This window comes from Sulfitobacter guttiformis, from assembly GCF_003610455.1.
In the GTDB taxonomy this organism is placed as follows: domain Bacteria; phylum Pseudomonadota; class Alphaproteobacteria; order Rhodobacterales; family Rhodobacteraceae; genus Sulfitobacter; species Sulfitobacter guttiformis.
The window spans coordinates 1,909,172-1,921,953 of the sequence record NZ_RAQK01000001.1 but is presented as its reverse complement, the minus strand read 5'-3'; the positions used below and the strand labels follow the sequence as shown (position 1 = coordinate 1,921,953).

The window sequence follows — 12,782 nt, the reverse complement described above, 5'->3', positions numbered from 1 at the left end:
ATTTGAAAAATGAAGAAGGGCCAGCGCGGCGGGAGTATGTGTGCAAGCCGCGCTGGCGGGATTAGACATCCTCGGGCAGTACGACATTGAGCAAAATGGCGACAAATGCGGTAGGAGCCACAGCGGAGGTTGCCATAATTTTTACCACGCCGGGGAGATATTGCACCGCTTCTGGGACCAGATTAAGGCCAAGCCCTGCAGCAAGAGAAACCGCAATAATCACCATATTACGCCGGTTCATATTAATCTCCGACAGCATGTTGAGGCCCGCTGCAGCGACCATGCCGAACATCACGATCACACCGCCGCCCAGAACAGGTAGAGGCATTGAGGCAATAACAGCGCCAATTTTCGGGACCAGACCGCAGAGGATGAGGATGATGCCTCCAATAGTCACGACATGGCGGCTCATAATGCCGGTCATTCCAACAATGCCGACATTCTGGCTGAAGGAGGTGTTGGGCAAACCACCAAACACACCTGCAACGGCGGTTCCCAGCCCGTCGGCGTATGTCGCTCCGGCTATTTCACGGTCGGTGGCCTGACGGCCTGCCCCCGCTTTTGTGGTGGCCGAGACGTCACCAACTGTTTCTATTGCGGAAACAATCGACACCAACGTGACCGCGATCACCGCACCAAGGCTGAATTCGAAACCGTAGGGTAAAGCTGAAATGCTGGTGAACCAGCTCGCTGTGCCGACCGCGCCAAAATTCACCATCCCGAATGCTAATGCCAGAAGATAGCCGATGATCAATCCGATAAGGATGGCAGAATTGCTCAGCGTGCCTTTTGTAAAAAACTTTAGCACGAGAGAAACAATCACCACTGTCAGCGCAACGCTCCAGTGCTTGAGCGAGCCGAAACTCTCCGCCTCCATCTGAAATTTTGCAGCGCCGCCCGCAGCGTATTGGATCGCAACAGGGATGAGGTAAAGGCCAATCGCGAGTATCACGAGGCCCGTCACCAAAGGCGGAAAGAGAAAGCGCAAATGCTGGATCACAGCCCCCAGAGAAAAGTGGCCCAAACCACCGATGATGCAAGCCGTGAGCGCCACGCTGAGGCCTTGGGTTGCGGCGATGCCCGCAAGGACCCCGACGAAGGCAAAGCTGGTGCCTTGCATAATCGGCAATCGAGCACCGACCGGACCGAACCCGACTGTCTGGAACAGGGTCGCCACGCCCGCAAATAGCATCGCCATCTGGATCAGATAAACCTGCTCTGCCCCGCCAAAGGCGAGGCCCGCAGCGCCTGCTACGATGATGGAGGGGGTCACGTTGGAGGCAAACATTGCCAGCACGTGCTGCAACCCAAGAGGGACCGCCTGTGCCAGCGGCGGCATTTCATTCGGATCGGCATAATTATGCTGTGTAATTGTCATTAATTTCGTCCCTGATGTTTATTTGTCTCGGCCACTCTTACGGCGGTCCTCAAACTTTATGGGACGACAATGAATGGCAGATCAAGCCTTGCCTCTTGAAGGTTTGCGGATGTGCCTATTCTGTCGACCACAGCAAACAGCCCGGGTGAAAAAAGTGGCGTGAGCACACCGTGCCATGTGCCACGGTGCAAATTCACCCCTTGATGCGGCGCGGTGATAAAGGCGCGGGGAGTGCCTGGCATGCCATCGTTGTCCTGCGCCACGATCACCAAAAACGGATGGTGCGTCATCGGGATAAACGCCTGACTGCCCTCTGGATGCCGCTCCAGCAGATCAAACCTGTAGGGCAGGCTGCGCGGCTGGGCGTTGAACAGGCTCAGGCCCGCGCGCCCGTTCGGTCCGAAATCGAGTAAGGCGCGGTCATGATACCGACCACATAAGCCGGCGTTAATAATTTTATCAGGCTCCCCCGCTACCTCCAGCACGTCACCAAACGGGGCAAACGCCTGCGCGGTCAGCGGCTCTGCGCGCAGCTCATTGCTCATAACGGCATGTGACGGTTTACATCCTTATACAGAAGATAGCGAAATGGCTGGTCTCCTGTGGCGGTACAGGCCTGCGGGCAAAAAGCGCGCAACCACATAAAATCACCGGGCCCGACCGGCACCCAATCTTTGTTCAGAAGATAATCGGCGCTGCCTTGGAGCACATAAAGACCATGCTCCATTACATGGGTTTCAGCGAAGGGGATTACGCCACCAGGCTGGAAGGTCACGATATTGACATGCATATCATGGCGCAAATCATCGGGCTCAACAAACCGAGTGGTGGCCCAAACGCCGTTACAATCCGGCATTTCAACGGGCGCTACCGCCTGATCCGAGGTCACGAAAGCGTCGGGCATAGCCACACCTTCGGCCCCGACATAGCGTTTGCGGATCCAGTGGAATTGCGCCACCGCGTCCGCGTCATTCCAGACCGTCCACAAGGTATCGGGCGGAATATAGGCGTAGCCACCCGCGTCCAGTACATGGCGCGCGCCGTCAATATTAAGAGTTATCCTGCCGCCGGCCACAAAAATCACCGATTGTGCATCTTCATCCACTTCGGGCGCATCGGAGCCTCCTGCAGGAGCCAGTTCGACCGCGTATTGGCTAAAGGTTTCGGCAAAACCCGACATCGGGCGCGCGAGCACCCACATGCGCATGCCTGTCCACCCCGGTAGGTAGCTGGTCACGATATCGCGCTGGGTTACGGCGGGCAGGACGGCATAAGCGGGCGTGAACACTGCCGTGCCTTCAGGTGAAACGCTCTGGTCCGGCAGGCCACCGGGGGGGAAGGCATAAATCATAGTAATTGGTCCAATCTAATGCGCGCAATGCGCTCAACCTGTTTGCAGGCGATGGTGAATTCGGTTGCTGTGTCGTTGGCGATGCGGGTCTGGAAGGCGCGCAGGATGCCGGCCTTGTCATGATCCTTTACCGCGATGATGAAGGGGAAACCGTGTTTCGCTACATAGGTGCTGTTCAACTCGGTAAACTGCGCCCGCTCCCCTTCGGTGAGCGCATCCAGACCAGCGCTGGCCTGTTCCTCCGTGCTTTCTGCCGTCAGGCTTTTTGCAGCGGCCAGCTTTCCGGCAAGATCCGGGTGCGCGCCCAAAACGCCGAGGCGCTCGGACCGGCTGGCAGAGCGGAACATGCGCGCCAGCGCATTATGGAGACCTGCAGCACTGTCATGTGCAGGGCCCAGCTCCAAGTCAAAGGCACGCTCTGCGATCCAAGCAGAGTGTTCGAACACTCCGCCAAACCGATCAACGAATTCTGCAAGTTCCATCTGACTGGGACGCAGGCGCGGCCGGGGCGGATGTACGCGGCGCCAATGGTCCGCAATTTCGATCCGGCGCGGGGTCCAAACCCCCTCGAACCCCTTGATGTAATCAAGGAACCGCGCGAGGGCCTGTACACGGCCCGGACGGCCAATCAGCCGACAATGAAGGCCCACCGACATCATCTTGGCCTGCCCTGTAATTCCTTCCGCATAAAGCGCGTCGAAAGTATCGCAAAGGTAAGTATAAAACTGGTCACCACTGTTGAAGCCTTGAGGGGTGGCAAAGCGCATATCGTTACAATCAAGCGTGTAGGGAATAATCAATTGGTCAGTGCCGGCACAGTCAGTCCAATAAGGCAGATCATCGTCATAAGTATCTGAAATGTAATTAAACGCACCTGAAAGTGCGGCCAGACGCACGGTATTGGCACTGGTCCGGCCACAATACCAACCCTTCGGTGCTGCACCTGTGACCTCTGTGTGCAGGCGGATCGCTTCGGCAATATCGGCGGTCTCGGCGGCTTCGCTATGATCGCGGTAATCGATCCATTTCAATCCATGGCTGGCAATCTCCCAACCTGCGTCTTGCATCGCCTCGACCTGCTCGGGCGCACGGGCCAGCGCGCTGGCCACACCGTAAACCGTGACAGGCACACGGGCATCTGTGAACAGACGGTGCAAACGCCAGAAACCAGCGCGTGCGCCATAGTCATAGATGCTTTCCATGTTCCAATGGCGTTGGCCGGGCCAAGGCGTAGCGCCAACAATCTCGGACAAAAACGCCTCTGATGCGTCATCGCCGTGCAGAATGTTATTCTCTCCGCCCTCCTCGTAATTAAGGACAAATTGCACTGCAATTCGTGCTCCGTTCGGCCACTGTGGATCAGGCGGAGTTGCACCATAGCCTGCAAAGTCTCTGGGATAGCGGGTCATGGGATGTCCTTTCACGCGGTGCGCCGTCACCTTGCACAAAACACCGCTGCCCCGCAATTTGCAAAAACGGAGCTACAAAAAACAGTCGGGCCGGACATTGCTGTCCAGCCCGCCGCTCGCCCGAATGTCACTGAGACATCTTGTTCATTTTTCTTTCAGCCGGGTATGAGGAGCCGCTGGCCTATCTGGATCATGTCGGGCGATTGTAGAGTACTTTGGTTGGCCGCGAGGATACGCACATAGGCGGCGGGGTCTCCAAAGAATTGCAAAGAGATGTAGGCAAGGCTGTCACCCGCCTGAACACTATAAAAGCGTCTATTGTTCAGCGTGTCAGTGCGCGCGGACGAGGCTGCAAAAATCTTACGCGACATGCCGTTCGCCGCTTGTGTTGCCCGTGCGGTTTGCTCGGCATAAAGCGACGTCTGGACCAAGTTGAACATCATCGTATCCACGTCGATATCCCCTTCGGGGGTCATCAGTGAATTTGCGAACTCGGCCTCGCCCGCCCGCATCGTCTTTTTCAGGGACACAGTGGCATAGGGATTGGCGAGTGATGTATCGCCAGCGCGCAGCCTGACTCTCGTTACTCCGTTTTGTTGATAGGTTTCGATGTCATACTGACCAGCCAGAACCGCCTCATGTAACAGGCGTATTTTGTTCCGACTTAGAACTTCCAGCGCGTCATTGCCGGGTTCTCTTGTGCTGCCACTCTGCTGCGCGGACGTCGTACCATTAGCTGTCAAACTGGCCAATACAGCCGCCGTCAGACCAGACGCCGCTCCCCTAGCTTCAGAAGGCTGCGCGACTGCCGCACTCACATTGGTCAAGTCAACGGCAATTGCACGTGTTGCGGTATCGTCGGCATCTGCGCTGGCTTCAAAAGCGGTGCTTTCCGCCATTTGCCGACCGGCCTCTTCGTCACCGAAGGGCGTCCAAAACACCGCCCCAAATCCCAGAACAAGTGTCAAACCGACCATCGCTGCCATTCCACCAAGTCGCCTGTTACGCACGAAAAACCCTTTTTCGCTATGGGGTGGCTGCCCGTAGGCGCCTAGACCGGATGTTGACGAAGCAGAAGGGTAGGCAGGCGCTGGCCAAGTATCGCCAGCTGCGGAATATGTCTGCGTAGCAGCCGCCGCATAATCCTGTGCATCGGGCGCTGGCACATTTGGCGTAGCATTAAACGAAATTTTTGGTTTGCGGGTTTTCACAGTTATTATTCCTGAACTGTCAGACCGACAACGGACCACACCTGCATGCCACCACGGTAATACCGGATTTTATCGGGGGGGTAGCCTGCCTCAAGAAGATGGGCGATCAGCACGCCTGCATCATTTTGGGTCGGGCCGCTATCAAATATGACAAGGTTCTGCGCGTCGGCGAAGTTAAACACATCCTGAAAGGCACGCGCACCAAGCGCTTTCAGGATCTCATCACGAAACTCGTTTTCGGGGGCCAGCGTCTCGAACGGCATGCTGACCGAACCGGGGATAAACCCCAGTGCGCGGCCCTGCGGCATACGCGCATCCACCAGCAATCCTGTATTCGCAGCGACGGCAGTCACCAGAAATTCAAGAACCTGCCCTTCGACCAATGTCTCGATGCCATCGGCAGCATTGCTGGGGGCAATACAAAAAGGATCACAAGACGGTGCCAGCATCGCAAACCTGCCTGCGTATTTCGCCGCATCAGCGGCACGCGGGGAAATTGATACGCTTTGTCCTGCAAAGGTGAACACTGCCTGCGCAGAAGCTGCGTGATCTTGCGCTTGTCCGGCCACCCCCTGCACCATAAGCGCAGCGGCCATCACGGCCCCTCTTAATTTCATGCAGTCCCCCAGACGCCGGACACCATATATAGTTTGCGCTGCAACAAAAACGGTAATCCGACCATACTCGTCCCAGATATAGTCCGAGAGCGAATCACACGTCAAAGTAAAAAACCACGCAAGCAGGGATATGTTGCATTACCTGCTCCCGCGAAACTGCTACCGGGGAAATGCCCATCCTTTCGCTGAATTCCTGTACACTACAGCCAATTCGGTTAAGAAAAGGGGACAATAACCATGCGGTTTTTAAATTAACTGGAGCCCTCTTATGCCTGACGGTTTTTTGACCACACATGTTCTCGACACCGCATTGGGCCGACCTGCAGCAAATCTGCAGATCACGCTCTACAGGATCGAGGAAGGGCAGCGGCAGCAATGTGCGCAAATGCGTACAAACGGAGACGGCCGCACCGACAGTCCCATTCTGCCGAAAGAAGCGTTTCGCACCGGAACCTACGAGTTGGTGTTCGAGGCAGGCGCCTATCTCGATGCCATTGGAATACCGCCCGAGGCGCCTCGTTTCCTTGATGAAATTCCAATCCGTTTTGGTATCTCTGAGGTAGACGCGCACTATCATGTGCCACTGCTTCTGTCGCCGTTCGGCTATTCCACTTATCGCGGCAGTTGACCTTGCGCCACGCTCCTTGCAAGGGGTTGGGTCGGCATGCCATTTTGAAAAGGTAATTTTCCGAAAGGGGCAGGTTATGTCCATCGATACCTATTCCGTCACTGATCACCACATCGCACAGCTGCCGCAAGTGACAGAGCCGCGTAATGCTGGCATGCCGCTTGATCTGAACTGGGTTCTTGGCGCGCAGGCTAATACGTCCGCGATCGAGAGACGCGCGGCATCCCTGCCTGCGCGAAGGTCAGTCAAAAAAGCCTATCAGGCAGCTTGGCTGCTCAAGGCAGTCACCTGCATCGACCTCACGACCCTGTCCGGCGATGATACAGCGCGCCGTGTAGGCCGGTTGTGCGCCAAAGCACGCCAGCCTGTTGCTGAATCGGTTCTGGATACCCTCGGCATGCCTGCAATTACAGTCGGCGCCGTGTGTGTTTATCACGAAATGATCGCTCCTGCCCTCGAGGCGCTGCAAGGCAGCGGGATTCCCGTCGCAGCCGTTTCCACCGGCTTCCCCGCAGGCCTGTCCCCCCTGCCGCTGCGGATCGCCGAGATCGAGCAGTCAGTCGCTGCAGGTGCCGCCGAGATTGATATCGTTATATCCCGCCGCCATGTACTGGAGGGGAACTGGCAAGCGCTTTATGATGAAATGCGTGCCTTTCGTGTGGCGTGCGGTGATGCGCACGTCAAGGCGATCCTTGCCACAGGCGAGCTGGGCAGCCTGCGTAATGTCGCCCGCGCCAGCATTGTATGCATGATGGCCGGGGCCGATTTCATCAAAACCTCCACCGGTAAGGAAAGCGTAAATGCGACCCTGCCCGTAACCCTAGTAATGATTCGCGCTATCCGCGATTACTACGACCGCACCGGCTTTCGCGTCGGCTACAAACCGGCAGGCGGTATCTCCAAGGCAAAGGACGCAATCACCTATCTGGCGCTAATGAAGGAGGAGTTGGGCGATCGCTGGCTCCAGCCCGATCTGTTTCGGTTCGGGGCTTCTTCGCTGCTCAATGATATCGAGCGTCAGCTGGAACATCACGTGACCGGAAACTACTCCGCCACCTACCGCCACCCCACATCCTAAACCGAGAGCGACACACATGACCGTATCCGAAATATTCGCGACCATGGACTATGGCACCGCCCCCGAGAACGCCTCCGAAGCACTGGCATGGATTGTCGATCAGGGGGGCCGTTTTGGCCATTTTATTGACGGAACAATGACACCAGTGGGCGAGGTATTCCCCAGCTGCGATCCCGCCACGGGCGAGACCCTCGCCGATCTGACCCAAGGGACGCAGGCCGATGTTGATGCCGCCGTAAAGGCGGCTCGTCGTGCACAGCCCAAGTGGGAAGCTGCAGGCGGCCATGCCCGAGCGCGCGTCCTCTATGCGCTTGCGCGATTGCTGCAAAAACACAGCCGCCTCTTTGCAGTCGTGGAGAGCCTTGATAACGGTAAGCCGATCCGTGAAGCCCGCGACATTGATATCCCGTTGGCCCAACGCCACTTCTATTACCACGCAGGTATGGCGCAACTGATGGGCACCGAACTGCCTCATGCCGCAGCCCTTGGTGTTTGTGGGCAGATCATTCCGTGGAACTTCCCTTTGCTGATGCTGGCGTGGAAAGTCGCGCCAGCGCTAGCCATGGGCAACACGGTTGTTCTCAAGCCTGCTGAATATACCTCGCTAACAGCGCTGCTGTTTGCCGATATTTGCAAACAGGCCGGCGTGCCAAAGGGCGTCGTCAACATTGTGACCGGCGACGGCGCAGTAGGTGAAATGATTGTTGCGGCAGAGGTAGACAAAATTGCCTTCACGGGGTCCACTGCAGTTGGTCGCCGCATCCGCGAGGCGACAGCAGGAAGCGGTAAAGCGCTATCGCTGGAGCTGGGGGGTAAATCTCCCTATATCGTCTTCGACGATGCCGACATCGATTCAGCGGTGGAGGGGCTTGTCGATGCGATATGGTTCAATCAGGGACAGGTCTGTTGTGCCGGTTCCCGTTTGCTAGTGCATGAACCGATCGCGGATCTGTTTTATGCCAAGCTTCGCGCCCGCATGGACAAACTTCGCATCGGGTCACCTCTCGATAAAAGTATTGATGTAGGCGCGATCGTAAACCCCAAGCAGCTCGATGCTATCACTGCAATGGTTGCCGCCAATACCGCAGGCACCACCTATATTGCAGACAGCAAAATGCCCCAAGGAGGCAGCTTTTACCCCCCTACACTTATCACTGGCTTGCATCCCGCCGACACATTGATGCAGGAGGAGATTTTTGGGCCTGTTCTCGTCGCTACCACTTTCCGCACGCCGGAAGAGGCAGCTAATATCGCGAACAACACACGGTATGGCCTCGCGGCGACGGTCTGGAGCGAAAACATCAATCTGGCACTCGATATCGCCCCAAAGCTGGCAGCGGGGATCGTTTGGATTAACGGCACAAATATGATGGATGCCGCCGCCGGGTTCGGCGGTGTGCGGATGAGCGGCTTTGGCCGTGAAGGCGGATGGGAAGGCCTGCAAGGGTACACTAAGCCGATCAAACAGGGCAAAGCCCTAAAGACAACCGCTGCGATGACAGGAATTGGCGCGCCACAAGACGGCATTGACCGAACAGCCAAGCTTTATATCGGCGGCAAGCAAACCCGTCCTGACAGCGGCTACTCCACCGCAATCTATGCAAAAAACGGCGCGCTTTTAGGCCATGTTCCCACAGCATCGCGAAAGGATGTTCGCAATGCCGTTGAGTCCGCGCAAGCAGCCAAAGGCTGGAGCAGAACCACTGGACACCTGCGTGCGCAAATTCTGTATTATGCCGCTGAAAACCTCGCCGCCCGCGCCAGCGAATTCGCGCAGCGCCTCGACCAGATGCAGGGCGGAAAATCCGGTGCGAAAGAAGTCGAAGCTGCCGTGAAATGCCTGTTCACCTATGCGGCGTGGGCCGACAAATACGATGGTCAGATTCACGGCGTCCCGATACGCGGTGTCGCCCTTGCCATGAAAGAATCCGTTGGCGTGATCGCAGCGCTGTGCCCGTCCGAGGCCCCGCTTTTAGGCCTGATCGCAATAATGGCACCCGCCATCGCGATGGGAAACTCTGTCATCCTAAGCGCATCCGAGGCTTTCCCCCTTGCTGCGACAGATTTCGTGCAAATTCTCGAAACATCTGACATCCCTGCGGGCGTCGTCAACATCCTCACGGGTCCACACGCGGACGTAGCGGACACGATGGCCCGCCATATGGATATCAACGCTGTCTGGAGCTTTTCGGCCCCTACACTCGATACAGTGATCGAGCATGAGTCAGCTGCTAATCTCAAACGCACATGGGTTCAAAATGGGATCGCGCAGGACTGGTTCGCGCCAGACGCCAAAACATTCCTGTCTCATGCCACTCAGGTCAAAAACATCTGGGTGCCTTACGGCGAATAACCTGCCGCTGTTCCCTTTATAAATTACACTCTGCGCCGTTTCACAGGGCGCAGAGTGTAGCAGATTATTCAGGCAAGAGGCCTACGGGCTTACCTACTACGGTGAAGTGAAGGTTGTCCGGATCAAGCAGCTTCCCTGCGACGCGTTGCACATCTTCCAGCGTCACGCGCTCAATCTTTTCGTTGCGGGTTTTGACGTATTCGGGATCCAACCCGATAAGCTGCATCCCGACGAGAATGCCTGCAATCGTGCTATTGCCATCAAAGCGCAGAGGGTATGCGCCAGTCATATAGGTTTTCGCGTCGTTCAACTCTTGTTCGGTCACGCCGCTCTCGGAGGCCTGTTGCCATTGATCTTTTATCACATCAATTGCTTCCGCGATCCGGTCATTTGACGAGCTGACCGACCCCATTATCGCGTTTGCAAGATCTCGTGAGTAAAGATAGCTGCTGACGCCATAAGTCAGACCGCGTTTCTCACGCACCTCCTGCATCAATCTGCTCTCGAACGAGCCGCCTCCAATGATATGGTTAAGCAAAACAGCGGCGAAATAATCTTCATTGTCTAAACTGATACCACGCTGTCCGAACAGGGCCACCGATTGGGGAGTGTCGAATTCAATGACCGTCACACCGCCCTTAATCAGCGGCTCCACTTCTGGCGGAAACATCGGTCCGGACTGAGGCAAATCACCCAGCAAAGTATCCATCAATGTACCAAGCTGCTCGGGCGTGATATCACCAACAGCACCCACCAAAAGATTGTCACGAACGAGGACATTGCGGTGCGCCTCGACCAGATCATCACGGGAAAGAGCGGCGACACTCTCGACAGTGCCGGAATCTTCGGTCCCGTAGGGGTGGTTGCCGTAGGCCATAGATGCGAACGCCTTGGCCGCAATATCACCGGGATCCTTTTCGGCGTAGGAAAGACCTGCCACCACTTGTGCGCGTACCCGCTCGACATCTGCATCCTCGAAACGCGGATTTTTGATCGCATCACGCAGCAGGGCAACGGAGGCGTCAAAATTCTCGGTTAGGAACCGCGCCGAAATCGACACCTGCTCGGAATCCGAGCTGAAGCTGAAGCTGCTCGCAAGTTCTTCTTTTGCACGGGCAAAGCCACGGGCATCCAACCCTCCTGAACCCTCTTCAAGCAGGGCCGTCATCAAATTGATCGCGCCGCGCTTACCCTCTACATCAAGCGCAGTGCCGCCCGTGAATGCTATTTCAAGGGCGATGAACGGCAGCGAATGTTCCTCGACGAGCCATGCCTCGATGCCCCCGGGCGAGGCAACAGTCGTAATATCAATTTCTGCGCGGGCAGGAAGTGCCGCAGTTGCGCCCAGAAACAGTGCAGTGGCAAAACGGATCATTTGTTTTCTCCTTCAGGGCGCAGCAACCAGCCTGTCACTGATGCTTCGCGGCGCAGCAGCTGTGCTGCTTCCATGATGTCATCGGCCGTCACAGCATCAAGGATGTCGGGCCATGCGGCGACATCCTCCACCGTGAGACCGGAGGTCAGAGCGCGGCCATAGCGATTGGCAATACCGTCCACATTGTCCTGCGCATAGATTTCGGATGCGCGGATCTGAAGCTTGATCCGCTCCAATTGCTCTGCATCAACACCAGTGTCCATGAATTCAGCAAATGCCTTATCAAGGGCCGCCTCGCCGTCTTGAAGGCTCACCCCCTCGGAGGGGACAATGATCATCGTAAATGTGGTATCATCAAGCGAAATGCCTGAATACCACGCAGCAGTATAGGTGCTGACCTGCGTATCGAATTGGAGCTTTTCGGTGAAGTGAGAGGTCGTTCCACCCCCTAAAATATCAGCGAGAATAGTCAGGGCAGCCGCAGTCTCCTGCGCGCCGCTATCGCGCTCGGGCACAAGATAACTGCGCGAAACATAGGGCTGTGCCACACGTGCATCGCGGAAAATCACGCGGCGCTCGGCGTTCTGGCGGGGCTCTTCAGTGCGCAACCGCCCGGGCAGATCGGGGTTCAGCGGGATTGGACCATAATGCTTTTCGGCCATGCTGCGGACTTCGTCGGGCGTGACATCACCGGACACCACCAGCACGGTGTTGTTGGGCGAGTAATACAGCTCGTAGAATCCCAAAGCATCTTCGAGGTCTAGCTCTTCCATCTCGTGCATCCACCCGATGATCGGCGTGCCATAGCGGTGGTTAAGATACTGAGCGGCGTCCATCTGCTCGCTAAAAAGCGCTTGGGGGTTGTTCTCGGTGCGCTGGTTACGCTCCTCGATGATGACGTCCCGCTCTGTCGCAATGTTTTCGGGCGTGAGGCGGATGTTCTTCATGCGGTCCGCTTCCATGCTCATCATCAATTCAAGGCGGTCTGCCGCGACCCGCTGAAAATATGCGGTGTAATCATAGCTGGTAAAGGCATTGTCGCGCCCGCCATTGGCTGCAACCGTCTTTGAAAGCTCGCCCGCTTCCATCTTGTCCGTCGCTTTAAACAGGAGGTGTTCAAGAAAATGCGCTACTCCGGAAGAGCCTTTAGGCTCGTCGGCCGATCCCGCACGGTACCACAACATATGTTGCACCACGGGCGCGCGGTGATCTTCGACCACCACAACCTGCATACCATTTTCGAGGGTGAAATCGGTCACCTTTCCGGTCGTCTCTGCCATTGCGGCAACGGGCAGCATCAGGGACGCCATCAAGACGTTTCGGGCGTATCGCAACATAAGGGGGGTCCTTTTCGATCAGACTTGAACGCGCACTGTAAAAGT

At 56.6% G+C, this 12,782-nt stretch carries 11 protein-coding genes; 3 read left to right on the top strand and 8 right to left on the bottom strand.

Annotation, left to right across the window (positions count from 1 at the left end; genetic code table 11):
* Positions 1-61: 61 nt before the first annotated feature.
* The 6 genes from C8N30_RS09490 to C8N30_RS09465 all read right to left on the bottom strand — a co-directional run bounded on the left by C8N30_RS09490 (position 62) and on the right by C8N30_RS09465 (position 5,945).
* Positions 62-1,378, bottom strand: coding sequence for a uracil-xanthine permease family protein (locus tag C8N30_RS09490; protein ID WP_025064272.1), 1,317 nt, complete (start codon positions 1,376-1,378; stop codon positions 62-64).
* A 56-nt stretch (positions 1,379-1,434) separates the two neighbouring features.
* Complete coding sequence (locus tag C8N30_RS09485) at positions 1,435-1,923, bottom strand: ureidoglycolate lyase (RefSeq protein ID WP_037968054.1); 489 nt, start codon at positions 1,921-1,923, stop codon at positions 1,435-1,437.
* On the bottom strand, positions 1,920-2,729 hold the full coding sequence (locus C8N30_RS09480; RefSeq protein ID WP_037968053.1) for a bifunctional allantoicase/(S)-ureidoglycine aminohydrolase: 810 nt from the start codon (positions 2,727-2,729) through the stop codon (positions 1,920-1,922). The genes C8N30_RS09485 and C8N30_RS09480 overlap by 4 nt, the downstream gene beginning before the upstream one ends.
* Positions 2,726-4,138 carry an allantoinase PuuE gene (puuE, locus tag C8N30_RS09475; protein WP_025064270.1) on the bottom strand — a complete coding sequence of 471 codons (1,413 nt, stop codon included), beginning with the start codon at positions 4,136-4,138 and terminating at the stop codon, positions 2,726-2,728. Before puuE ends, C8N30_RS09480 begins: the two co-directional genes overlap by 4 nt.
* A gap of 155 nt (positions 4,139-4,293) precedes the next feature.
* Complete coding sequence (locus C8N30_RS09470; protein WP_025064269.1) at positions 4,294-5,349, bottom strand: LysM peptidoglycan-binding domain-containing protein; 1,056 nt, start codon at positions 5,347-5,349, stop codon at positions 4,294-4,296.
* A 5-nt stretch (positions 5,350-5,354) separates the two neighbouring features.
* Entirely contained in the window at positions 5,355-5,945 is a 591-nt protein-coding gene (locus tag C8N30_RS09465; RefSeq protein ID WP_025064268.1) for a rhodanese-like domain-containing protein, read from the bottom strand.
* Positions 5,946-6,234: 289 nt separating this feature from the next.
* On the opposite strand from C8N30_RS09465, the gene uraH reads away from it, so the two are divergent.
* The 3 genes from uraH (at position 6,235) to C8N30_RS09450 (ending at position 10,025) form a co-directional block, all read left to right on the top strand.
* Positions 6,235-6,594, top strand: a complete 360-nt coding sequence (uraH, locus tag C8N30_RS09460) for a hydroxyisourate hydrolase (protein WP_025064267.1) — start codon at positions 6,235-6,237, stop codon at positions 6,592-6,594.
* Positions 6,595-6,670: 76 nt separating this feature from the next.
* A complete protein-coding gene (deoC, locus tag C8N30_RS09455) occupies positions 6,671-7,672 on the top strand; it encodes a deoxyribose-phosphate aldolase (RefSeq protein WP_025064266.1) in 1,002 nt (333 codons plus the stop codon).
* A 16-nt stretch (positions 7,673-7,688) separates the two neighbouring features.
* Positions 7,689-10,025, top strand: coding sequence for an aldehyde dehydrogenase family protein (locus C8N30_RS09450; protein WP_025064265.1), 2,337 nt, complete (start codon positions 7,689-7,691; stop codon positions 10,023-10,025).
* Between the two features lie 64 nt (positions 10,026-10,089).
* On the opposite strand, the gene C8N30_RS09445 is transcribed toward C8N30_RS09450, so the two are convergent.
* Both C8N30_RS09445 and C8N30_RS09440 read right to left on the bottom strand, forming a co-directional pair.
* Positions 10,090-11,397 (bottom strand): M16 family metallopeptidase, encoded by a 1,308-nt coding sequence (locus C8N30_RS09445; RefSeq protein WP_037968635.1) that lies wholly within the window; start codon positions 11,395-11,397, stop codon positions 10,090-10,092.
* Positions 11,397-12,710, bottom strand: coding sequence for a M16 family metallopeptidase (locus C8N30_RS09440; protein WP_037968633.1), 1,314 nt, complete (start codon positions 12,708-12,710; stop codon positions 11,397-11,399). Before C8N30_RS09440 ends, C8N30_RS09445 begins: the two co-directional genes overlap by 1 nt.
* Positions 12,711-12,782 lie beyond the last annotated feature (72 nt).

What these genes read in the sequence shown, in the direction of transcription:
- C8N30_RS09490 (WP_025064272.1), bottom strand. Translation starts at nt 1,378, where the DNA reads ATGACAATTACACAGCATAATTATGCCGATCCGAATGAAATGCCGCCG.
- C8N30_RS09485 (WP_037968054.1), bottom strand. Translation starts at nt 1,923, where the DNA reads ATGAGCAATGAGCTGCGCGCAGAGCCGCTGACCGCGCAGGCGTTTGCC.
- C8N30_RS09480 (WP_037968053.1), bottom strand. Translation starts at nt 2,729, where the DNA reads ATGATTTATGCCTTCCCCCCCGGTGGCCTGCCGGACCAGAGCGTTTCA.
- puuE (WP_025064270.1), bottom strand. Translation starts at nt 4,138, where the DNA reads ATGACCCGCTATCCCAGAGACTTTGCAGGCTATGGTGCAACTCCGCCT.
- C8N30_RS09465 (WP_025064268.1), bottom strand. Translation starts at nt 5,945, where the DNA reads ATGGCCGCTGCGCTTATGGTGCAGGGGGTGGCCGGACAAGCGCAAGAT.
- uraH (WP_025064267.1), top strand. Translation starts at nt 6,235, where the DNA reads ATGCCTGACGGTTTTTTGACCACACATGTTCTCGACACCGCATTGGGC.
- deoC (WP_025064266.1), top strand. Translation starts at nt 6,671, where the DNA reads ATGTCCATCGATACCTATTCCGTCACTGATCACCACATCGCACAGCTG.
- C8N30_RS09450 (WP_025064265.1), top strand. Translation starts at nt 7,689, where the DNA reads ATGACCGTATCCGAAATATTCGCGACCATGGACTATGGCACCGCCCCC.
- C8N30_RS09440 (WP_037968633.1), bottom strand. Translation starts at nt 12,710, where the DNA reads ATGGCGTCCCTGATGCTGCCCGTTGCCGCAATGGCAGAGACGACCGGA.